Genomic DNA, 23,801 nt, shown 5'->3' with positions numbered 1-23,801 from the left:
CGATGAAAATATGTTATTTGGATTGCTTTTCCGGCATTAGCGGGGATATGACGCTGGCGGCGCTGGTCGACGCTGGAGCCGATCGCGATTACATCGACGAGGAGCTGCGGAAAATCCACATCGAGCCGTTCGCCCTTGAATGGAAGCGCGTGAACAAACGCGGCATCTCTTCCATGAAAGTGGATGTGCTGCTCGACCCGAACCGTCCGCCCGAACATCACCGTCACTATTCGGAAATTGTCGAGATCATTAACCGCTCCGGCTTTAATGAGCGCGTCGTCAAGCTGAGCTTGGCGATTTTCGAGAAAATTGCGATCGCCGAGGCCAAAATACATAATGTTCCGATCGAATCGGTTCACTTCCACGAAGTCGGCGCCATCGACTCCATCGTCGATGTCATCGGCGTAGCGCTTGCGATCGACTCGCTCCAAATCGAGAAAATCATCTGCTCGCCGGTTCCGCTCGGTTCGGGGACGGTACGCTGCGATCACGGCATCTACCCGGTCCCCGCGCCAGCGACGCTGGAAATGATGAAGGGACTGCCGATCGCTCCAACCCCGTATGCGATGGAAATGACGACGCCGACCGGCGCAGGAATCGTCAGCGGGCTGGCCGACGAGTTCGGCAAAGGGCTGCCGCCGATGATTGTCGAATCGATCGGCTACGGGGCCGGTACCCGGGATCTTCCGAATCAGCCGAACGTCCTGCGGGTCGTTATCGGCCGTCTCGATCCATTCTTGAACAAATATCAAATAAGCCATGGACAGCTGCAGCACGATCATGAGCATCACCGGCATGAATCCGAGCATCACCATCATCATCGCGAACATACGCATTCGCCCGGACAGCTGCTTCACAAGCCGGATGAAGCGCACGAACACCGACATAGCCATCATGAGCACAATCATCACCATGACGATCACCATCATCACGACCATGGGCATGGCGATCACGGCCACAGCCACGGACATGATGCTCATCATCACGGTCATGAGCACAGCCACCATCATGAGCACGACCATCCGCATGACCACGATCATGTGCACAGCCATGACCATGAGCACGGCGAACACCGCCATACCCATGACAGCGGCCGGCCGGAGCGTGTCGTCCGCCCGCTTCGGCATTCGCACTCGGCTGCGGTTCACCCTCATGAGCCCGGCGATGAGGACGCGAATGGCGCTCAGCCGCCTGCTTTTCGCCAATAGACAATGCGCTTCAAACAAAACAGCGGTTCCTTCCTTACGGAAGCGAACCGCTGTTTTGTTAATTCCGCCGCTCGCGGCTGTCGAGAAATGCGCGCCGCACTTCGTCGTACACTTGCTTAAGCGCAATGCCGTGCATCTTGGCCGCGGCTTCGCATTCCTTGAATTCCGGTGCGAACTGCACCAGCTTCCCCTGATGAAATCCCGCTTTCACTTGAATCGTCCCCCAAGGCGTGTCCACCGCGTGGAATTCCCTGCCCAACCGATGCACGGAGGCATGCAAATAACGAAGACCAAGCGTCGTCGTTTCCCTGAAAATCACGTCTTCCATCCGCTGAACCGCCGACTCGTGGACAAGGACGTTGAGCATGACACCCGGCCGGCCTTTTTTCATTATAATCGGGATCCAATATACATCGTTCGCCCCTTCGGCAAACAGCAAATCGCTGACATAAGAGCAGAACTCGGGATTCATGTCGTCAATATTGGCTTGCAGCAGCAGCATGTCGTCATCGACATGTTCTACGCGGTGATCAAACGTCATTCGCTCATCCCTCCTCCTGCATCATAACAAAAACAGCGCGGGATAAAAAGGAAAACGGCGGCGCATGCTAAGCGTAGACTACCATCAGGTTGGGATATTCAAGCGAGGAGGAGCATCCCTTGAACGTATCGCGCATTCCAAAGCTCGTCAATTTGCTGTGCGGCTCATTGCTTGTCTGCAGCCTATGTATTTCTTCCCCGGCGGAAGCCGCTTCTGCCGCTCCCGCGGGAAAATCCGTAAACGACCCCAAACCGCCCGCCAAGCCAAACCCTGCGGCAAACGGAATGAAGGCCGTCTTCGCCGAACGAAAAGATTTGTTCGACAAGGTCAGCGCGCTGACCGGAATTCCATGGTATTACCTGGCGGCTGTCGATCAGTACGAGCGGACGATGAATCTGGCCAAAAAAAGACCGGCGCCGGACAGCATCGTCGCCATCTATTTCAATGAGCTGCAGTGGGGCGGCATGCTCAATCCCGATCATGAGGATACGAATGCGCAAAGCATCGCGCTGTTCGGCGGAATCGGCCGCGACGGTACGGGCGACGGCTCGGCGGACCGGAACAATCCGCTGGACCGGCTGTTTACGATGGCGATGTTTTTGCTGAACAAGGGAAGCGCCGAAGACGACCTGCGGATCGGACTGTGGGATTACTACCAGAACACCCGCAGCGTGGAACGCATCGAGCAATTTGCCAAAATCTATGCGAAATACGAAACACTCGATTTGCATCAGCATTGTTTCGTCATGCCCGTTGGAGCCGACTATTCGTATCGAAGCACCTGGGGAGCGAGCCGCGGCTGGGGCGGCTACCGCATACATGAAGGAACCGACTTGTTCGCGGGCTATGGCGTTCCGGTACGCAGCGCCACATACGGCATTGTCGAAGTGATGGGATGGAATCCTTATGGCGGCTGGCGTATCGGCATCCGCGATTTGAATAACGTGTATCATTATTACGCGCATCTTTCCGGCTTCAATAAGAAAGAAGTCAAGCAAGGCGAAATCGTGGAGCCGGGCCAAGTGATCGGCTGGGTCGGCAGCTCGGGCTACGGCAAGCCTGGAACGTCCGGCAAGTTTCCTCCGCATTTGCACTACGGGCTGTACCGTGATAACGGATTGACGGACTGGTCGTTCGACCCTTATCCGCACCTGCGCAAGTGGGAACGGGAGGAACGGATGCGCCGCCGCAAATAAGCCGCACAGAAACATTATTGAATGCCAGGCCGCTCCTAAGCGGCCTATTTGGTCTGCCCGTTCCCATTCGCCGCTGGCGCGGAGTCCATGCGCGGCAACGCAATGTTCGGCGGAGGCGTATTCTGCCCAATCGAATTGCCTTTTCCGTCGAAATAATACGTCGGCACATCCCCGACGACGAGCGAATACGAAATCGGTAGCTCCGTCTCCACCAGCTCGGGATCGGAATTGAACGGGATAATGACCGATATTTCCACGCTGACGCGGACGTACACTTCAACGACGACCATATTGATTCCGGCGTTCTGGTATCGGGTGTTCAGATCGACTTTAACTGACCCGGCCGGAACGAGCCGAATCGGAATATCCGGGCCAAACGAAGCGAGCAGCGGGCTGTTCATCGCCTGGCCGAGCGGAATATGCTCCGGCATCGATTGCAGGCGATCGAGCTGCTTCTTGACGATCTGGACCGTATCTCCGGAAATTTTCATATGCTCGGCCGGGTTGAGCGTGAACCCGTTCACCTTGCCGTTGCGGTCGGTCCGCCAATCGATAAGCTTCTCCAAATTTGTATTTTGCGCAATGCGCTCGGATACCGCCGCATTGATCGATTCCGTCGCGATTTGCCTCATCCGGACTTTGGCCAGTTGGGTCAGCGGCGCCTTCAAGTTCCGGTCAATATACATATACGATTGCAGCATAAATAGAAGCACGATGACCACAACGATCAGAATGGTACGTTTCAGCTTGCTCTTGCTTGTCGGACTGCTTTTCCACCTCCGTTTAAGCACCAAGCCCCTCCCCTCCGTCCCGTTCGGACCTGCCTACTTTACAGCATATGCGGCTTGGCCGAACCTCATCACCATTTCGAGAGGGAAGCGCGCTGCTGCCTGACCGAACCGCGGCGGCATAATGCTAAGCGAATCCTGCCTTACAAAAACAAAAACTGTCCCTTCGGCCATAATACTGAGCCTGAGGAACAGCTTGTTTGAGGGAATGAATGAACAGCTATAATGCGATTTTGACGCCCTTTTTGGCGCTCTCGATGGCGCCGAATACCATTGCCACGCTGTGAATGTTGTCCGAGCATTCCGTCTCGGCGTTCCGGCCTTCTTCCCGCGCGGCGAACATTTCGTCCAGACAGCCGTGATGCCCTTCTCGACCTTGCCATGTCACCGGAACCTCGACGCGTGTCAGCGGCCGGTGAAATGCCGGCTCCTTCGTCTCGTCGACGACCTCGCACACCGGAGACGCCCCGCCGGCCCAAATCGCCGTACCTTTGCTTCCGATCACGCGCCAATCCGCTTCCCACGGCGTGCGAAACCCTTCGGCACACCAGGAGCCGCGGTAGCAGAAGACGGAGCCGTCGCTCATCTCGAAGATGCAGATGGCCGAGGCGTTGCCCTTGTACCAGGAGCCGGGCGGGTTGAACTCGTGGCAGTATACCGATATCGGGTTCGCTCCGGTGATCCATCGCGCCTGATCAAACGTATGGATGGCCATATCGAGGATCAGCGGACTATCCATCAGATCGCGAAAACCGCCGAAGTGCGCGCCGATGAAAAAGTCGGCGTGCACCGTGCCGACCGTCCCGATGGTCCCTGCGTCAATGGCGCCGCGCAGCGCCCGGATGTTCGGAAGATAGCGGCGGTTCTGCATGACAGCGAACTGCCGCCCGGTCCGCTGCGCCAGCGATACCAGCTCCCGCGCTTCCTCCAGGCTTGCGGCCATCGGCTTCTCGCCGAATACGTCGCAACCGTGAGACAGCGCCGTCGATACCACCTGCTTGTGACTTTCCGGGATGGTCACATCAAACACCAGATTCGCTCCGGTTTCCGACAATGCCTGTCCCAGCTCGGTGAACAGCGGCACATCGAGGCCGAACCGGTCGGCCATCGCCCTGGCGCTCTCCTCGCGAAGATCGACCAGACCGACGATAGTAGCGTTCTCCCGCTGGACAGCATATTCGACCCATGTTTTGGCCATTCCGCCGCAGCCGGCAACGACGATGTTATGCGTTTTCATTTTCAGATTGCCTCCCCCAAGGAAACTTGCTTTTCACGGCAAGCAGGCGACCGCGTCTACCTGCGCAGCGCCGACGAGCCGATAAGCTAGCCAGCTTGCCGGCTACAAAGGCCGGCTGCCGTCGATCCTCGAAACGCCGAGCGCCAGATGCTCCCACAACAGCTGCTCCAGCATATCGCCTTCCTTCTCGTCGCAGTGAATGATCAATACCGTCTCTGCCGAAACTGGCTTGGTCTGGTACTGCTGCCGCTTCAACCAAATCCATTTGGCCGTATATCCGATCGTAATTCCGGTGACCGCCCCGATGATCCCCCAAATGATCGGACCCCAAGCCAGTACAAACCCATAGACCGTTCCGAGCAGCATGAAGCAGGTGCCTAGGATCGCGGCCAGATCGATCATGCTGACGCCGTCCGCCCGATGGAGGGAATCGTACATCGCACGGGCTTGCTTCCGCTTTTCCAATGGAACGGCCATGATTTTGTTCTTTGAAATACCTTTTTGCTCGATCGCGGTTATGACCAGCTCCAAATAAATGGACTGCTCGAAGGTCGAAACGATATACACCCGGTTCACTCCATACTATATTGGCATTTCATATTGGCATTTCGAATTGATCCGACTGGTAATGGCTCTTCAAATAATTGATCTGCTCCATTTCGAACAGTTTGTTGTATTCGACAGCCGACACGTAAGCATCGTAACCGACGAAACAAAAAATCGATGGCAAATACAGCACCCACTGCATGTCCATGGCCGCCTTCGCTCCCGCAAAGTCGCCCATCATCGTCAACTGAATCCCTACCGGGATATGGGAGTAGTACATAATGACAATCGTCCAGCCGAAGAGGAAAAAACCGGCCAGCACCTTTTGGAGATACAAGTGGCCGAGGCCCGGTACAAGCAGTGACCATGCAAGAGCCGCGAACGGCTGTCTTTTGTCCAGATAGTTAATGTCCCAGGCCGTGACCGTAATTGGCGAAATGGGCGCATTCTCCCGTTCCGCGAGCAAGTACTGCTTGTTCAAGTCAACGGAGGAACGGTAGCTGTCCCATATCGAATACATGTAGATGCCGACATAAATGATGAGCCATCGCTCGTCCACCACCGATTTCGCCTGTTCGAAATCCCCGACCAGCGAATACAAAATGCTGGAATTCACTCTGGCGTGATGATTGATGAATACTTCCCAGGATATTAATATAAATGCTTTGGCAAATCGGTGCTGCAGCAGGTTGCCGAAGCCGGGGAAAGAGAAGGCGAAAAACGCAACGACCCACGGATTCCGTAAATGAATCTGCGTCGTATTGAACGTCGACAAATACGCTCGAACCCGCCGGGCCGGTGTGGTTTGATTCATGACGATCCCTCATCTGCGACTTGGAATTCCCTTGCACCAATATGTTAACAATATTGTAAAATATTTATACCGATTTTTGAGATCGTATTAGCAGTCTCGCCACATTGCGGGTACATTCGTACAGATTGAACTCGGCTTGCTCCAGGCAATCGCGCAGTGCTGCCGGCCCGCGCACAATCGAGAAGCAGCCGGCAAAATGCGCATTGAGCCGTTCGCTGTCGTCTCCAAGGCTCCCGGAGATCAGGATCGCCTGCTTCCCCGCCGCTTTGGCCACCTGCGCCACATGAAGCGGAAGCTTGCCGAACAAGGTCTGCCCGTCGCTGCGCCCTTCTCCGGTAATGACCCAATCCGCCTCGGCGATATGCCGCTGCAGCGAGGTCGTCTCCTCGACCACCTGCGCGCCGGGCACAATCTCCGCTCCGAGCGCAAGCAGCGCGAAGCCGAGTCCGCCCGCCGCGCCTGCTCCGGCCCGGTCCCGCAGCCCGGAGCCCGCCGTAGCCTCTACCAGGTCAGCGTAGGTTGCCAGAGCATGATCCAGCGATGCCACCTGCTCCGGCGTGGCGCCTTTTTGCGGGCCGAACACGTAGGACGCGCCCTGCGGCCCGAGCAGCGGATTCGTCACGTCGCAGGCGACGGTCAGCCGGCATTCCCGCAGCCGCGGGTCGAGGCCGCTCCAGTCCGCACCGGTCAGCTCGGCCAGCTCGCGTCCGAAGCCCGTCGCCGTCCGGCCGCTGCGGCATGCAAACCGCACGCCAAGCGCGCTGAGCATGCCAAGCCCGCCGTCATTGGTCGCGCTGCCGCCGAGCCCGATGACAAATTGCCGCAAGCCCCGGTCGAGCATGACGCGTATCGCATCGCCCAGTCCGCGGGACGTCGTATTCATCGGATTTCGCTGCTGCGCCTCCACCATCGGCAGGCCGAAGATGTTGGCTACCTCAATGACGGTTAACGGCACCGACCGGTCGCCGATCATGCCTACGTAAGTATCGACCTGCTCCCCCAGCGCTCCGGTCGCTTGAATCGGGACGACCTGTCCGCCAGCCGCTTGCACGAGCGCGTCTACAGTCCCTTCTCCCCCGTCCGCCATCGGAATGATGCGCACGTCCGCTTCCGGGATTTCCTCCAATACCGCTTTCGCCATCGTCTCTCCGACCTTGGAAGCGGTCAGGCTTCCTTTATACGAATCCGGCGCAATAACAAATTTCATAGTGCTCCCCCCTGTCCCACGATTTTACAGTTCCATCATATAATAAATCGGTTCGGGAATACATAGGACTTGGATGCGATTGGAAAATTAGCCGGGTGCTGTGAAGGCACTTCGGGTGTGTAGTTGAGAAGACGAAGCATTCACATTCTATTGTTTTCTTATGAAAAGGCATCCATTTGTTATCGAATATTTACGAAACGAAATATATATCACCGATTAAAAAACAATAAAACACATTAAACGTTAAAATATGCCAATAAAATCGTTGACATTACTGTCATTTTGTTTAGAATACAAAGTATGATTCATAAAATGATTGTCATTGATTACCGTTCGCTGCGCATTTCTCCACCGGTACAAATTTTTTAATATTAGAATTGGGGGGATGGGACACATTAAGAAAATCAGAAATTGAAAGGGCTTTCAAAGGCGTTTCGTATGTACGTTGCGTTTCCATCGACAACATTCGTTTCGGGGGTTTAACCGTATTGCGAAAAATTCCAAGCCCATGTTCGATGCCTCAGATCCAATCCGTAATTTGAAACAAGCGCCCGCAACTGACTGGCGGAACAGTCGCCGATAAACGGGCGAATTGTAAGCGCTGTCCGCTGTCGAGAACAATAAAAGACCTCGGTCGTCAGGTCAGCGTCGATACAAAACGATGAATTCCGAGAGCAGCATAAATCATATAGGGAGGTAAATTTTTATGTGGAGCAAAAGTTTGCAAACGGTAATAACGCTATCTATCGTATTGTTTGCTGCCGGATGCGGTAGCGGGGAGCCGGTTTCGACGGGAGCGAGCAAAGCTCCAGATTCTGGCGGTGCCGACGCGAAGACCGCGGTCAAGGAAAACACGGACCCGGTCGAATTAACGCTGTTTATGAACAATTTGATCTCCGACGCCGATTTGCAACGGGTCCTCTTTGAGCCGCTAAAGAAGAAATACCCGTACATTACGGTCAAACCTACGTTTAAAGGCGGAAAGGAAACGATCGATAACTGGGTCGTCAGTGGCAATCCTCCCGATTTGTTCAACTATTACGCTGGTGACATGGGGGTTCTTGTCCAATTGGGGCTGGTAGAAGATATTACCCCGTTGGCCAAGAAACACAATATTGATTTGTCGCGTTTCCAGCCGGCCATGCTGGATTCGGTGAGAGCGGTCTCCGGCAAGGGTGAGTTGTACGCGCTGCCCCGTTATTCCAACACCGTTGCGTTGTATTATAATAAAGACATTTTCGACAAATTCGGGGTGTCCTACCCGAAAGACGGCATGACTTGGGATCAGACCATTGAACTCGCGAAGAAACTTACCCGCGCCGACGGTGGAAAAAATTATTACGGACTATCCTTTGACAATCTGTTACGCCCAGGGTACTCCTTCTCGCTGGATGCGCTTGATCCGAAAACGAACAAAGCCGCCGTTAATTCGAATGATTGGCGCAGAGTGATGCAGCTCAATCGCGATATTTTTTCCATACCTGGCAATCTTCCCAATCCGGTCAAGCTGGTTAACAGCGGACATACGGTCTTCACTGCAAATATGGATCTCGCGATGCTAGCCTCGGTCAACAACTTCCGGTGGATCGAACCGGCGGCTGAGAAAGGTCTGAATTGGGATATGGTCCAATATCCGTATTTCCCGGATAAACCGAATATTGGCGGAATGGTTGACGTACATGCCATTGGAGTCGCCAAGACGAGCAAACATAAAGATGCGGCGATGAAGGTCCTGGAGCTGATGACTTCAGATGAAGTCCAGTTGATCGCTGCACGGAGCGGTGCAGCTTCGCCGCTTTCCAATCCGGAGATGCAGAAGCAATTCGGTGCAGACGTGGCGTTCTTGAAGGGAAAGAACGTGCAGGCGTTCTTCAAGAGCAAGCCGGCGCCGACGCCGCAATTTAGCAACTATCGAACGGAAGCCTACAGTGTGTTTAACCCGTTGTACCTCGACTATGTTTCGGGCAAGATGGATCTCAATACCTTTATCCGAACCGCTGAAGAAGCGATCAACAAGAAGATAGAGGAAGTGGCGAAGAAATAAAGTTTGACCTTACGGGTTGGATTGAAGTCGTGCGGTTCAGCAAGCCCTATTCACGGGCTAATGGTCAACGTTATTACATAACAATAGAAAACATCCCGATGCGCAAGAACATCGGGATGTTTCACCATTTATTCACATAGGTTCATTGCATGATTCAAGGCGTGAACCGAAGCTCCCGGCATCCGCCGCTGCATCCGGATCACTGAGACCCGTGTGCCGCAGGCTTGCGGGGAGGAACGCTTCGCGCGCCTATTCCGAAAGCTTCTTGCGAAGCTCGGCGATTTCCGCCCGGCGCTGCCCGCTCTTCCGTACGGAAGCCGGTTCGATCACGGGCGCAGCTTCTCCCGCTTCCGTCATGCGCCGGATGAGACGGTCTCTCAGCTCATCCGCAACGCCGCGGAACGATTCAATGCCGGCCACATTGTTCAATTCGTACGGATCGGCCTTCAGGTCGTACAGGAATTCCTCCACGTACCGGTCGGAACCGGAATCCTTCCCGCCGTTCTTGTCCGGCGCCGAAACGCCGTACTTCCAGCGGGAAGTTCGGATGGCGCGCCCCACCTGCGATTCGCTGATCTGGACGAACACTTCCTCCGGCCAATCGGACCGGTTGCCCTGTACGAGCGGCACAATCGACCGCCCTTGCATGTCCGGCGGCACCGGGATGCCGGCCGCATCCAGCAGCGTCGGCGGAATGTCGATAAGGCTGACCAGCTCGTTGACGCGTCCGCGCGAATCGAAGCCGGGGCCGCGAACCGCTGTCGGCACGCGGATCGAGCTGTCGTGGCACGAGCGCTTATACTCGTTGTTGCGCGTTTTGAAGTGGCACGCATGATCCGACGTGAACAGCACGATTGTATTATCGAGCAAATTCAAGCTCTTCAGCGCGTCGAACAACCGGCCGAGCGCTTCGTCGAGCCGCTTCACCATCCCGTAATAGCCGCCCAAATGCTGCGGCGCGGTGCCGACGAGCGCGGTCAAATCGGGTGGTGACCAGCGGCCGGTATACATCTCCTCGTAGCCGTCCGGCCCGGGGTAATCGTCGCGATGGTTTTGATGGTGCGGCTCGATATACGACAGGAACAGGAAGAACGGGTCGTTCTGGTGCTGGTCGATATAACGGATCGCCGCATCCGTCTGCGCATCCACCCTGTAGCCGGGCAGCTTCACTTCCCGCCCGTCGTTATCGTACAGCACCGTATCGTACGCGTCGGATGAAAACTCGAGCAGGTTGGCCGCGAGCCAATATTCGTATCCGCCCCGCTGCGCTTCCGGCACAGGCTCCTCCGAAGCCAAATGCCACTTGCCGATATACCCGGTCGTATACCCGTGATCCTTGAAGTGATGGGCCAGCGTCTTCCGCTGCCCGAGCGGAATGCCGTTGCGCCAGTTGCCCGACGTTGTCGCGTACAGCCCCGTTTGAAGGCATGAACGAGCCGGTCCGCATACCGGCTGGCATGTAAACGAATGGTACAGATGCGTGCCTTGCAGCGCCATGCGGTCAAAGTTCGGCGTGAGCTGCAGCGGATTGCCATGCACCCCCGTCGTATCCCAGCGCTGTTGATCGGTAAAAAAGACGATCACATTCGGGCGTTTCGTTTCTGAATTCACCGTAGCGGTCCTCCCAGTCTGCGCGCCCTCGTAATGGTCGGAAAGGTGCGCCGTTTATTTTTTGTCAGCCAGCTTCAATTCCGCAATGCCCTTGCTCGCTTCCTCTTCCGCTTCCCTGAGCGCCGTGTTCACGTCCGCTTTCCCCGAGTTGACCTTCGACAAAGCGCTGTTGATCGCTTTCTCCGCTGCGGCGTCGTATTTCGTCTGCTGGGCGTTCGGCCCGTACTTGTTTTTGAAGATCGCCTGCACGTTTTTCCCCTGTAAGCTTTTGAGGTCTTGGCCGAACAGCGTCTTATATTTATCCGCCTTCAGCGACGAAACTCTGGCCTTCCGGGCGACCTGCGTCTGCACTTCGTCGTTTGTCGTCAGAAACGTTATGACATTGAACGCTTCCTCCGGATGCTTCGCCATGGAGGAAACCGACAAAATATGCGATTCGGTCTCCATTCCCTGCACTTTGGCATCCCTGCGCACCGGGAATGTCGTCAAATCCCACTTGAAGCTTTGTCCGCTCTGCTCCATCTCCTCCAGTTCGCCGATCCGGGCGCCGTACGACGTATACATCGCCATCGTCCGGTCCTTGACGAATCCGTCCCTGCCGCCCTTGGCCTGCTTGTTATCCGGCAGCTTGTTCAGCGACTGGTGGAACTCCAAGAGCCATTTCCAGTCGTCGTTTGCGAGGATCGGCTTCTCCGCCTTCGGGTCGACCAGCGGAAAACGCAGGGAGATCGCGTCCCTCGTAATACCGGAAGTGCCCAGCACGCGGACGGACGGCTCCTTCTCGGCCACCTTGCGGGCAAGGTCGAGAAGATCTTCCCATGCGAGCCCTTCGGCCGGGTACGGTATGCCGGCACGATCGAAAATGTCCTTGTTGTAAAACAACGCGCCGTAATTGATAGAAAATGGAAGGGCATACATTTGTCCATTATCAGACAAACTTTTAATTTGGTCAATCGCCCTTTTCTCGTATTGATTCATATCCAGCTTCGATTTATTAATCATCTCTTGAAGATCCTTCATCAGGTTCAATTCAAGAAATCCGTTCATGGAAATGGACGAGGTGAAGATTAAATCCGGAAACTCGCCGGCCGTGATCAGCTGGTCCCGCTTCGCCTGGCCTTCCCGGATCAGCTCCATCGTAATGTGGGGAAATTTCTTCTTGACCGGCTCGGCAATCAGCTCTTTAAATTCCGTATCGGAGATGCTGCCGCCCGCTTGAAACACCTGCAGCGTCACCGGCTTCGCATTCTCCGCCGGCTTCTCCGCCGCCGGAGCGTTCCCTGGCTGCGCTCCTGGATTTCCGCCTGCCGAACAACCCGAGGCGATCAGGCAGCCGAACGCAAACAAGACCGCTTTTTTTCTAATGGACATTGTGAGTTCCCCCCGTATTCGCAAATGTGATTACTTCCGGGCGGTTTTTATGTTCAACCACGCTTCATTCGCACGCTGCTCGATCATAGCCCCGCCTTGTTCATAATACAGCCGCACAAACTCGTCCCAACGATCAACCGGGTATTCTCCCGTAACGATTTTATAAAAATACTTTTTCCACAAAATATCTTCCAGATCGGGATTGTCCAGCTCGGCCGGAACTTTCGCCCACAGTTCATTGGTCACTACATGCGCTTTCGCTTCCATAAGATGCTGCTTTACCTCGTCTGTCGTCCAGCGCACGTCGATATCGTTGACGAAGCGTACCGGGTTGGAAAATCCTTTGCGATAAAGCTCGGAATAATCGGATTTGAGCAGAATCCGGTTCCCTTCCTTGTCGTAGCTGTAATCCTCGCCTTCCACGCCGTAATGAATGAGATGAAACCCTCCGTTTTCGTCTTGCATCCAGTCCAGCATCCGAAACAGCTTGCCGGGATCCTTCACGCCGGCAGAGATGGCCCGCACACTGCCAAAGGGCGACACTTCGGGGAAGCCGCTCTTTCCGCCGGGCCCTGTCACACCGGTAAAAAAGCTGAGCTTGGCCCCCTGCGCTTCCTTCTGGAGCGCAGCCAGCATGGAGCTGTTCTCGTCAATCTCGATCACTGCATTCTGGAATATCCCGTAACGGGATTGAATGATATTCTCATTGCGCCGTTTGCTCTCCGTCACCAAAAAATACGGATCGATCAGCCCTTCCATATACCATGTTTGCAATAAAGAGAGCGCTTCCTTCGCTTCCGGCAGCACAAAGCCTTTCTTGATTTTACCGCCGCGTTCGTGCCAAAACGTAGGATAAATGCCAAAGGCGCCGAAAATACCCGCAAATTGATGATCTTTGGCTGCGCCGTACCCGTAGGTATCATTCTTGCCGTTCCCGTCCGGATCGTCATAAGTGAACGCGTACAGCACCTTGTGCAATTCGTCCAAGCTGCGCGGCGCTTGCAGTCCGAGCCGGTCCAGCCAATCCTGACGGACGATGAAGCCCATCCGGTTTTCCGTATTGTACGGCTCGGGGCGTTTGCCCGTAGGAATCGCGTATATGGTGCCGCCAACGGTAACCTCATCGAGCTGGGATTGCTCGATCATCGCGCTCAGATGCGGCGATTGGGCCAGCCATTCATTCAGGCGCAGCAGCTTCCCTTCATTCACAAGCCGGATAAAGGTCGGGTAATCGACCTGAAACAAATCCGGCAGCTCGCCGGAGGTCGCCTTCAAATTCAGCTTGGTGTAATAATCTTGACCGGCCGATAGTTCTACCTTGTAGTCGAGCCCCTTGATGCCTTCCTTTGCCATCGCTTCCAAAATCATATTCTTCGCGGGTCCGCCGTCCGCCGGGTACTCGGGGGCGCTTAATCGTTTGAATATTTTATAAGCTACCGTATCCGCACCCGTGCCCTTGTCCTGGATCGCTCCGGTGTTCGTCCCCTTTTCCGGTAAGGGAGCCGCGGCCCCGAAGCAGCCGGTTTGCAAAGCTAATGCACAGGCGATGACCAGACGCGTGATGACCGTTCCCGATTTCATTGCGTTTCCCCCCTCTCTCGGGACCACGATCGTCATGCTCCCATCTTAAAAATGAACCGAATAAAAAGAAATCCCCACTATTTGATGAAAACCCGGAAAATGTTGCAGAGACCGGCCTGTATCAAAAAGTGAAGATCGATGTCAAATCGTTGGGATCGCCATACTCCGGTATTTGCCCGGCGTCACACCCTCATATTTCTTGAAATAGCGGATAAAGCTATTCACATCGGGATACCCGATCCGCTCGCTGATTTGCTGAAGCGTATAGTCGTTGCTTAGCAGCAGCTCCTTGCTCTTGGCAATCCGGTATTCCGTTAGATGCTCCAGCGGCGACTTGCCGGTCTCCGCTTTGAAGAAACGGCTCAAATAGCTGCTGCTCAAGCCCAGATGCTCCGCAATATCGGAGATGGAAATGGTTCGCATGTAGTTGCGCTCGATGTATTCCATCGCTTTGGCGATATAATGATGATTCGATTTGTTGTCCTGCCGCGCCTCGAGCGCATCGAACAGCCTGTGAATGTAGCGCAGCATCATCTCGCGGAGCTGGTCGTTGTTGGAGCAGGCGAATATTTGCGATACGCCGATCGGGTCCTGCACCGCCTCCATCTCCAGCCCTTCCTCAAGCAGCTTGTTTTTGGCGGCGCTCGTCAGCAATATAATCATCTCGTGCAGCGATTCGAGCGGGTATTTGCCGCTATAAATATAATGCTCGAACAAGTCGGCGATGCAGGCGACGGCCGCTTCCCGCTGCCGCGACGCAATGCTGTGCAGCAGCTGCTTTTGAACCGGCATCGGGTATTCGAACCGGGCGTCCCTCTTCAGGTCGGCATAAAAGGCGATATCCTGCTTATGAATGACAGGCTTGTAGGTAAACACGGTTCTCGCCTGCTCGTACGATTCATGCACCTCCGAGATCGAGCCGAACAGATTGCCGAACGTGAATTGAAGCGTCATCTTCAGCTCCTGCTGCACCCATGCGTGCACCTCCCGGCAGCATTCGCCCAGCCGGCTCTTCAGGCTTTCGGTGAATTCACGCTCTTCTACATTAAGGATAAAGCCGAGATCGGATTGCTCGAGCACGGTCCCGGCCACGCGAAACTGCTGCTCGAACTGACTCTTAATATAACTGAACATGAGCAGCTTGTGATCGTACATGACTTCGTCCGCACATTCTTGCGGGTCGAACGAAGCGATCATCACCAGGTAGCCCGGCAGCTCAAACGCGGCGCCCATATCCTTGAGCTTCTCCGCCAAATTCAGTGACTGCGAGTAGTTTCGGTTCAATATATCGTAGATGAAGCGATCCTTGATTACGGGCTCATTCCGCTTGATCGTCTCTTGAAACGCCGTGTTTTCGTCGATCAGACTGGCAATCGCCTCCGTGATCCAGACCGATTCGTTGCTCGGGTGCTTGGACGGCAGCTTGAAGTAACCGGATAACCCGGCGATCACTTTTCTCCACGGCTCGTACATGTGTGAAGAAAGCAAGTAAGACACCAGCAGACCGGCGATCAGAATCGCCAAGTCGATCGACACGATGCCGACCAGCTTGCTGCCGAGCTTCTGGGCGGATGCGCCGTACGGATCGAAACGAACGAGCGTCCAGTCGATGCCGTCAAGCTTCATGCCGTAAGCAAAAAATGTCTTGCCGCCGATCTCCGCAGTGCTTTGCTCCCTGTATTCTTGGGAAGCGAGCCCCGAACCGTCAACGCCCGAAACGGACGATTCGTCCAAATTATGATAGATGACGCGCCCCCCGGAATCGAGTATCATGAGATGCCCGCCTGCCGGCTGCTCCGCATATAGCGATTGAATCATCGCTTCTTTTTTCACGTTAATAACGAGTTGGCCCAAAGGGTACGAATTCAATGGAGGGACGCCGCGCGTAAACGTAAATACTTGCGCCGGACTGACGCCGGAGGAGTCCTGCAGCACCCGAAGCTTATTGCCTGACAATCGTCCGTCGCTGTCGGTCAACCGGTCCAGCAGCGCCTTGTCGTAAAAGTCGGCGCGTTTGTAGAGGCCTTCATTTGTCGTCAATACCGAATCGCTGACCTTCATATATAAATACATCGAGTGAAACATATCGCTCGTCGTCATCTGATTGCGAAGATGCTTATTGACCTGGTTCGCTTCATATAAGTTGAGCTCGGGCTCGGTAATCATCGTATTGATATCGCTGGACAGCGACAGCTGGAGCGATAGCGCATGGATGCTGTCAATCAGCACTTCCATTTGCTTGGACATATATTGCAGGCTTTCTTTCTGTGCGCGGCGGTAGCTCTCCTTGAGCTCGGCCGAGAACGAATAGAAATTGTACGAGCTGATGATCACCGTAGGGAGCAGGATGGCGACAAGGTAGGAGATGAACAATTTGTTGAACATCGATATATTCAATAAATTCCGCTTCTTGGCTGCCTTCAAAATCCTTCCTCCTCCCGCGATCCATCGTTAAAAAAATGGTAACGCATACAATCCGCTTTGTAAATATAACTTTTTGTAAACGGCGCTGTGAAGCCGGACATACTAAAAAGGACCTTCTCCTTGGCGGAAAAGGCCCTTATGTACCTGTCATCATGAAGGAATCCGTCTGCCCGTCAGGCGCATGCCTAATGGATCACGAACCAAGTAATGACGGAAGAGAATAGCAGCGAGCAGGAAGCGGACAGCATCAGCCGGTTCCTCCATCGATTACGGCTCGTAAACGGCTTGCTGTCAAAAATTTGGGTAATCACTAAAATAGCAATAAACAAGCAGACAAACACAAAGCTGAAAACCATGAAAACCGGTCCTCCTCAAATCATCCGGCCGCCGCCGGTGCTCGAAAAAACAACAAAAAAAGCCACAGAGGTATAAACCCTGTGGACGTCAGTTCGTCACAAGCTTCATCATCCTCTCTCATGACACCCGTGCCGCTGCGAACCGGAACGGTTCTTCGGCAATAGGCTGTCGTTCGACGCTTACGAGGTTAGCTGTCGGGTTCGGACGGTGAGAGTCGCCCTACTCACGTTGCAACTGTTACATCGAGTACAGCGATGTCAGTTGTCAACTACGTTGCAACTGCTACATCAAGCACAGCGATGTCAGTTGTCAACTACGTTGCAACTGCTACATCAAGCACAGCGATGTCAGTTGTCAACCACATTGCAACTGTTACATCAAGCACAGCGATGTCAGTTGTAACTTTGTGAGATTCACCCCAAATGATGCGTACGCGGCTCTCACACCGCTTGTGCATCAGCTTCCATGGTTCCCCCGTTGTTCTTCGCGACGCGAAGAATATTCAGCGACCAGAACTTCGTGAAATATTACATGAGTTGTATCATACGCCTGTCGGCAGCCGATGTAAATACGAACTGTGTCCCAAATACGGCATTTTCCGATATTGCTGCCTGCCTTTTCCGTAGAAATCATGGGTAATCTCCGCAATCCTGACTAATTCTCGAGATTGCAAGCGCAGCGACCGAATCGATAGACGGCATCGCCCGCCCTCCGATCCATTCCATGTGAGCCGGTTCATTTTATGGTAAAATAAGCTCATTACAACGGACACGCAAGGAGCCCGCCTATGATCCGTGCCTTAGCCGTTACGAAGCAGCAAGAGATCGTAACCGGCCTTTCGCTTGAGCAACTGCTGGACCCCGGCATCGCATGGTATTGGGTCGATTTTGACCAGCCGACGGAGTCCGAAGCGCTCCAGCTGGAGCAGTTCTTTCATTTTCACCCCCTCGCCGTGGAGGATTGCTTCCATTTGCTGCAGCGGCCGAAGCTGGACCATTACGAGGACGTGCATTTTTTCGTGCTGCACGCGCTCAATGCATCTACACTGGCGGCCGAGGAGGTCGACCTGTTTGTGGGAACGAACTTCGTCGTTACGTTCCACTTCACCCGCCTCGACGAAATCGAGGATGCGTGGAACCGTATGGCCGAGCACAAACAAGGCGCCGATAAAAGCCATCTGTATGCCGCCTATCTGGTCATGGACAAGCTCGTCGACCAATATTTCCCGAGCGTCTACCAGCTGGAGGACCGGCTGAGCGACATTGAAAACAACAGCAATCAGGAAAGCATCGACGTCTTGATGAATCAAATATTCAATATCCGAACGAAGCTGCTCAAGCTGAGACGGACGATCATCCCGATGCGCGACCTGCTGTACCGGGTCGTCAATTCAGACCGCATCGAAGGCTTGAAGGACCAGCTGTTTTATTTCAAAGACATTCACGACCATTTATTGAAATTGTCGGAGATGATCGAGTCGAACAGAGACGTTACGGCCGATATCCGCGACAGCTACATCTCCTTGAATTCGAACCGGATGAATACGATCATGAAGACGCTGACCGTCATTACGACGATCTTCATGCCGCTTACGTTCATCGCCGGGATCTACGGCATGAATTTCGATTATATGCCGGAGCTGAAATGGCATTCGGGCTATTTTATCGTACTCGCGTTCATGCTCGGCATCGGTCTCGGCATGTTTGCATGGTTCAGCAAAAAAGGCTGGTTCCGTTAATCGGACCCGCCTTTCGTCTATTGCCAACCGGCAGCTTCGCCGCGGCTGATGCGCCGTATTCCGCTATTCTGCCACCACGAGCACATCCATATGTCTCGCCGCACGAAGCACCCCTTTCACGACCGAGTCGCGGCAAAGCTCCCGCCACCGTGATTGCTTCGATTGGCCGATGATCATCTGCGTCGCTTGGTAACAGTTCGCCCGGGTTACGATGGCTGCGGGAAGCTGCTTGCGCCCGGGATCCGCAATCGTCTCGAATGTCCCGCCGAGCCGCTCCGTCAATTGCCGCAGCGTCTCCAGACGCCGCACCTCTTCGCCTATCGCTTGATCCCTCGTTCGCACGTAAGTTACGCACCACTTGGCCTTAAGCCTGTATGCCATCCGGAACCCGCGGCGAATCAACCGTTCGGCTTGATCCATCAAGTCGATGCAGACGTGAATGACCTCCTGCCTTCTCCACGGGCCGCGCAAGGAACTGCTCCGCTGCCACGACTCCAGCCTTTCATCGACGTCGTCCGCAAGTTCGCGAAGTGCCAGCTCGCGCAAAGCGATCAAATTGACCGTCTTGAAAAAATGATTCAGCGCCTGATCTACTTTATCCAGCGCGTAAATGCGGCCTTCCCTCATCCGCTGCTGCAGCGACTCCGGTGCCACGTCGATCAACTGCACCTCGTCGGCCAATCTCAAAATATGGTCCGGCACGGTCTCCCTTACGCGGATACCGGTAATCTGCTCCACTGCATCGTTCAGGCTTTCCAAATGCTGCACATTAACTGTCGTTATGACGGAAATGCCCGCCGACAACATATCCAGTATATCCTCGTACCTTTTTTTATTTTTGCCTCCTGGCATATTCGTATGGGCCAATTCGTCTACAAGAACGACCTCCGGATTGAGGTGGATGATCTCATCCGTATCCATCTCTTCCAGCTGGCTGCCGCAATGTTCGATGACTTTGCGCGGAACCGTCTCCAAATGCCCCATTTGCGCAAGCGTTTCCTCCCGCCCATGAGTTTCGAGCAAGCCCACGCGAACATTGATTCCTTTCTTCAGCAAATCATTGCCTTCGCGCAGCATCGCGTATGTTTTTCCGACGCCGGGTGCAGCGCCGATATATACTTTAAAATGGCCGCGTTTGATTCGCTGAATGTTGCTCTCCACCTCCTTCGGGCTGAGCCGGCGAAACCATTCGGCTTCTTCCCTCAGCCGCTCCATCTTGGCAGGCAATATTGTATCTCCTTCGTGTGCCGCCCGGTCGGCCACGATGAAGACGTCGATATGTTTCATCAGCCGGAGCATGTCGTGAACGATGGAGCCCTGCCAAAACTCCTGCCACTTCGTTTGTTTGGAATGGCCTATCACGATGCGGGTAACGCCGCGATCCATGGCGTACCTTACAAGCATGCCGGGCAGCGACTTGCGGGAAGGAAGCGGCAGCTCCTCGAACTCGCCACCCACTTTTTCCACCAATTTGATCATGGACCGGCGAAATGCAGCCGTCTCCTTCGAAAGCTGCGTTTTCTCTTGAACAAAAGTAACGACTATTAACTCACCGTTCAACCGTTTGGCGATTTGTTGGCCGCGGCGGACATAGATGGAGCCGTTCCAATGATACTGCGTGGACACAAGGATACGCTCGGCCGCTCCGGAAGGGCCCGTCATCCCCAGCTCTTCCCTGTACTTTTCAAGCGTCTCGTTCACTCCCTCCGCCATCAGACGCAGTGCCAGCTCCCGGAGAACAGCCAAATGACCGGGTTTAAACAACGCGTTGCCTTGCCCGAGCCGCAAGTGACCTTCCGCTGCGCGGTTAATCAACGTTTCCGGTGTTGCGTCGATCAGCACGACCTCATCCGCCATATCCAGCGTCTCTGCCGGCACCGTCTCGTGAACCCCGACCCCAGTCCATTTTTTGGCGAGTTCCGTGACGCCCTCCAGCTCGTACACGTTCACCGTCGTAATAACGCTAATGCCACGGTCGAGTAGATAGCGGATGTCCTCCGCCCGCGTGGCGAACCTGGCCTCCTCGCGGTTGCGATGCGCCAGGCTGTCGACTAACACGACTTCCGGATTGCGATCCGCCAGGGCATCCAGATTCAAATCCTTTTTCTCGGCCGCGCCTTTCATCCAATGAATGCTCGGCACGCGCTCCAAATCCCCGATTTGGCCGACGGTTTCGGGCCGCTGCATGGTGGAAACCGCGCACATGACGACATCGATGCCTTTCCGTTTTAAAGCCTGCCCTTCCCGCAGCATATGATACGTTTTCCCCGAACCACTGACGGCGCCGACGTACACCTTGAGCCGTCCGCGATGCAGCTTGGCTATCGACAGCAGAAGCTCCTCGGGCGATTTTCTTTTGAACGTTTCCACCTGCCCCTCCTCTCTCGGAACCGAGAAAAAGTTAGGAGAAGCTTGCGCTTCGCCCGACTTTGTTCAGCAATCTCTCTTGCGGCTTACGGGTGCAGGCCGTCCAAAGCCAGATTCAGCTTCAGCACGTTGACCCGCGGCTCGCCGAACAGGCCGAGATCGCGCCCTTCCGTATTCGCGTCGATCAGCTCTTCTATCTGGCTTACGGACAATCCCCTTAGCTTGGCGACCCGCGGCGCTTGCGCTTGGGCGGAGGCCGGGGTGATGTGCGGATCAAGCCCGGAGCCCGAATTGGTGATCAAGTCGATCGGCAGCCGACTGACAGGCACGTCCGGGTTATTCTTTTTCCATCTCTCAATCGATTCCTGCATTCGCTTCAGCAATTCAGGATGGGATGGCGCGTAATTGTTCGTCCCGGACGCTTCCGCCTTGTATTCAATACTCGACACTCTGCCATGGAAGTACTTCGGGTCCGTGAATGGCTGCCCGATCAGCTCCGAGCCGACGACTTCCCCTTCGCCGTTCTGAATCAGACTGCCGTTCGCCCGTCCCGGGAACAACGTCTGAGCGAGTCCTGTGCAGACGAGCGGGTATACAATGCCGCACAGTACAATGAACACCAGACTGATCCGTGCTGCGGTGCCGAAAGACAACCGTGCCGTTTCCGTCTCCAACTTCGTCGATTTCCGCATCCTCTTCATATCCTTTCTTCTCTGCGCTCTTGTCTTAAATCCACAGATGAACCAACAGGTCGATCAGCTTGATGCCGATGAACGGGACGACAACGCCGCCAAGTCCGTACATCGCCATGTTGCGTTTCAGCAGCCTCGCGGAGCTCATCGGTTTATAGGCTACGCCCCGCATAGCCAGCGGAATAAGCAGCGGTATAATGATCGCGTTAAAAATAAGCGCGGACAAGATGGCCGACATCGGCGAGCCGAGCCGCATCACGTTGAGGGCTTCCATCTGTGGAATGGACAGCGTAAACATCGCCGGAATGATGGCAAAATATTTGGCTGCGTCGTTGGCGATGCTGAATGTCGTCAGCGAGCCGCGCGTCATCAGCAACTGCTTGCCGATCGCCACGACTTCGATGATTTTCGACGGGTCGGAATCGAGATCGACCATGTTGGCCGCTTCTTTCGCCGCCACCGTCCCGCTGTTCATTGCCAGCCCCACATCTGCCTGGGCGAGGGCCGGCGCGTCGTTCGTGCCGTCCCCGGTCATCGCGACAAGCTTGCCTTCCGCCTGCTCCCTGCGAATGACTGCGATCTTGTCCTCCGGCCTGCTCTCCGCGATAAAATCGTCCACTCCCGCTTCCCGTGCAATCACCGCCGCCGTGAGCGGATTATCGCCGGTACACATGATCGTTTTGATGCCCATGGCGCGAAGCTGGTCGAAGCGCTCTTTCATCCCCGGCTTGACCGTATCCTTCAAATAAATAACACCGACCACCCGCGCATCGACCGCAACGGCAAGCGGCGTGCCGCCTTCCTTGGCGACTGCGTCGGACCTCACTGCAAGATCGGCAGGAATAGAACCGCCTTGCGCTTCCACCCATCTTCGCACCGCATCGACCGCGCCTTTGCGCACCTTGCGGCCGTCCTTCAGGTCCATGCCGCTCATGCGGGTTTCCGCCTTAAATTCAATGAACTCTCCGCCTTCCGCAACGGAGGGGTCGTAATAAATGCCATGCTTTTTCATCAGCTCGAACACCGAGCGGCCTTCCGGCGTCTCGTCTTTGACCGATCCGGTGGCGGCCCATCGAGCCACCTCGGCTGCATTCCCCCCGCCGACCGGAATGAATTCGCTGGCCATCCGGTTGCCGAAAGTGATCGTGCCCGTCTTATCCAATATCATCGTGCTGATATCGCCCGCCGCTTCCACCGCTTTGCCGGACATGGCAAGCACATTGAACTGCGTCACCCGGTCCATCCCGGCGATTCCGATGGCCGACAACAAGCCGCCGATTGTCGTCGGAATCAAGCAGATGAGCAGCGAGATGAGCACCGGAATTGAAAGCTCCATGTCTACAAAGGCAGCGATCGGAGCAAGCGTCACAACTACGATCAAGAAAATAAGCGTCAAGCTCGTGAGCAGCGTATTGAGCGCAATTTCATTCGGCGTTTTTTGCCGGGACGCCCCTTCGACGAGCGAGATCATCCGGTCAAGGAACGATTCGCCCGGATCGCTCGTCATTTTCACCATGATGCGGTCGCTGACGACACGGGTACCGCCCGTAACCGAGCTGAAATCGCCTCCCGCTTCCTTCATGACCGGGGCCGATTCCCCCGTAATCGCGGATTCGTCTACGGATGCCAGTCCCTCAATCACCTCGCCGTCGCCCGGGATCATCTCTCCTTTCGATACGACGACGATATCGCCTTTGCGCAGCTCGGTCGACACAACCTGCTTCACGCCGCCGCTGACGACTTTATTCGCCGTAATTTCCTTCTTCGTCTTCTTCAGCGAGTCGGCCTGCGCCCGGCCCCGGCCTTCCGCCAGCGCTTCGGCAAAATTCGCGAACAGCACGGTGAACAGCAGAATGAAGAATACGGCCGTATTGAACCCGATGCTTTGTTCCGTCCCGAAATATCCCGGGAACAAAATCATCAGCAATACGGTCAGCGTGCCGACTTCAACGGTGAACATGACGGGATTTTTCATCATCTTGACCGGGTTCAGCTTAACGAAGCTGTCCTTCAGCGCCTGCTTTACGATGCCGCCGGATAATACGTTCTTTCGATTCATCCCCATGAATGTCGATCTCC

At 55.0% G+C, this 23,801-nt stretch carries 18 protein-coding genes and 1 riboswitch; of the genes, 4 read left to right on the top strand and 14 right to left on the bottom strand.

Features of this window, described 5'->3' with window-relative positions; genetic code table 11:
- Nucleotides 1–2 precede the first annotated feature (2 nt).
- Nucleotides 3–1,208, top strand: coding sequence for a nickel pincer cofactor biosynthesis protein LarC (larC, locus tag KXG62_RS20655; RefSeq protein ID WP_218093904.1), 1,206 nt, complete (start codon nt 3–5; stop codon nt 1,206–1,208).
- 58 nt (nt 1,209–1,266) lie between these two features.
- Here larC and larC2 read toward each other — a convergent pair whose 3' ends face one another.
- Entirely contained in the window at nt 1,267–1,749 is a 483-nt protein-coding gene (gene larC2 / locus KXG62_RS20650) for a nickel pincer cofactor biosynthesis protein LarC2 (RefSeq protein ID WP_218093903.1), read from the bottom strand.
- A gap of 119 nt (nt 1,750–1,868) precedes the next feature.
- Between larC2 and KXG62_RS20645 the strand changes: the two genes are divergently transcribed.
- Nucleotides 1,869–2,945, top strand: coding sequence for a M23 family metallopeptidase (locus tag KXG62_RS20645; protein WP_246627551.1), 1,077 nt, complete (start codon nt 1,869–1,871; stop codon nt 2,943–2,945).
- Between the two features lie 44 nt (nt 2,946–2,989).
- Here KXG62_RS20645 and yunB read toward each other — a convergent pair whose 3' ends face one another.
- From yunB to KXG62_RS20620, 5 genes are all read right to left on the bottom strand, one after another.
- Nucleotides 2,990–3,736: a sporulation protein YunB gene (gene yunB / locus KXG62_RS20640; RefSeq protein ID WP_218093902.1), complete on the bottom strand. Its 747-nt coding sequence runs from the start codon at nt 3,734–3,736 to the stop codon at nt 2,990–2,992.
- Nucleotides 3,737–3,953: 217 nt separating this feature from the next.
- Nucleotides 3,954–4,970 (bottom strand): Gfo/Idh/MocA family protein, encoded by a 1,017-nt coding sequence (locus KXG62_RS20635; protein WP_218093901.1) that lies wholly within the window; start codon nt 4,968–4,970, stop codon nt 3,954–3,956.
- A 102-nt stretch (nt 4,971–5,072) separates the two neighbouring features.
- A complete protein-coding gene (locus tag KXG62_RS20630; RefSeq protein ID WP_218093900.1) occupies nt 5,073–5,537 on the bottom strand; it encodes a hypothetical protein in 465 nt (154 codons plus the stop codon).
- Between the two features lie 28 nt (nt 5,538–5,565).
- Complete coding sequence (locus KXG62_RS20625; RefSeq protein ID WP_218093899.1) at nt 5,566–6,330, bottom strand: hypothetical protein; 765 nt, start codon at nt 6,328–6,330, stop codon at nt 5,566–5,568.
- A gap of 64 nt (nt 6,331–6,394) precedes the next feature.
- On the bottom strand, nt 6,395–7,537 hold the full coding sequence (locus tag KXG62_RS20620; protein WP_218093898.1) for a glycerate kinase: 1,143 nt from the start codon (nt 7,535–7,537) through the stop codon (nt 6,395–6,397).
- A gap of 706 nt (nt 7,538–8,243) precedes the next feature.
- Here KXG62_RS20620 and KXG62_RS20615 point away from each other — a divergent pair.
- On the top strand, nt 8,244–9,581 hold the full coding sequence (locus tag KXG62_RS20615) for an ABC transporter substrate-binding protein (protein ID WP_218093897.1): 1,338 nt from the start codon (nt 8,244–8,246) through the stop codon (nt 9,579–9,581).
- A 249-nt stretch (nt 9,582–9,830) separates the two neighbouring features.
- Here the strand turns inward: KXG62_RS20615 and KXG62_RS20610 are convergent, their stop codons facing one another.
- From KXG62_RS20610 to KXG62_RS20590, 5 genes are all read right to left on the bottom strand, one after another.
- Complete coding sequence (locus KXG62_RS20610) at nt 9,831–11,192, bottom strand: sulfatase family protein (RefSeq protein ID WP_218093896.1); 1,362 nt, start codon at nt 11,190–11,192, stop codon at nt 9,831–9,833.
- Between the two features lie 54 nt (nt 11,193–11,246).
- The gene (locus KXG62_RS20605) at nt 11,247–12,563 is read right to left on the bottom strand and encodes an ABC transporter substrate-binding protein (RefSeq protein ID WP_218093895.1); all 1,317 of its coding nucleotides are present in this window, start codon (nt 12,561–12,563) and stop codon (nt 11,247–11,249) included.
- Between the two features lie 30 nt (nt 12,564–12,593).
- Entirely contained in the window at nt 12,594–14,144 is a 1,551-nt protein-coding gene (locus tag KXG62_RS20600; protein WP_218093894.1) for an extracellular solute-binding protein, read from the bottom strand.
- A 141-nt stretch (nt 14,145–14,285) separates the two neighbouring features.
- Entirely contained in the window at nt 14,286–16,568 is a 2,283-nt protein-coding gene (locus KXG62_RS20595; protein WP_218093893.1) for an AraC family transcriptional regulator, read from the bottom strand.
- 185 nt (nt 16,569–16,753) lie between these two features.
- The gene (locus tag KXG62_RS20590) at nt 16,754–16,924 is read right to left on the bottom strand and encodes a hypothetical protein (protein WP_218093892.1); all 171 of its coding nucleotides are present in this window, start codon (nt 16,922–16,924) and stop codon (nt 16,754–16,756) included.
- Between the two features lie 161 nt (nt 16,925–17,085).
- Nucleotides 17,086–17,443, bottom strand: a riboswitch (cyclic di-AMP (ydaO/yuaA leader).
- Between the two features lie 269 nt (nt 17,444–17,712).
- On the opposite strand from KXG62_RS20590, the gene corA reads away from it, so the two are divergent.
- On the top strand, nt 17,713–18,663 hold the full coding sequence (gene corA, locus KXG62_RS20585; RefSeq protein ID WP_218093891.1) for a magnesium/cobalt transporter CorA: 951 nt from the start codon (nt 17,713–17,715) through the stop codon (nt 18,661–18,663).
- 63 nt (nt 18,664–18,726) lie between these two features.
- Here the strand turns inward: corA and KXG62_RS20580 are convergent, their stop codons facing one another.
- The 3 genes from KXG62_RS20580 to kdpB form a co-directional block, all read right to left on the bottom strand.
- Nucleotides 18,727–21,033 (bottom strand): histidine kinase, encoded by a 2,307-nt coding sequence (locus KXG62_RS20580; protein WP_218093890.1) that lies wholly within the window; start codon nt 21,031–21,033, stop codon nt 18,727–18,729.
- A gap of 83 nt (nt 21,034–21,116) precedes the next feature.
- A complete protein-coding gene (gene kdpC / locus KXG62_RS20575) occupies nt 21,117–21,722 on the bottom strand; it encodes a potassium-transporting ATPase subunit KdpC (protein ID WP_218093889.1) in 606 nt (201 codons plus the stop codon).
- 34 nt (nt 21,723–21,756) lie between these two features.
- Nucleotides 21,757–23,787, bottom strand: a complete 2,031-nt coding sequence (kdpB, locus tag KXG62_RS20570) for a potassium-transporting ATPase subunit KdpB (protein WP_218093888.1) — start codon at nt 23,785–23,787, stop codon at nt 21,757–21,759.
- Nucleotides 23,788–23,801 lie beyond the last annotated feature (14 nt).

The organism is Paenibacillus solanacearum (genome assembly GCF_910593845.1).
Lineage (GTDB): Bacteria > Bacillota > Bacilli > Paenibacillales > NBRC-103111 > Paenibacillus_G > Paenibacillus_G solanacearum.
The sequence above is the reverse complement of the archived record's forward strand: the minus strand, read 5'-3'. Positions and strand labels throughout refer to the sequence as shown.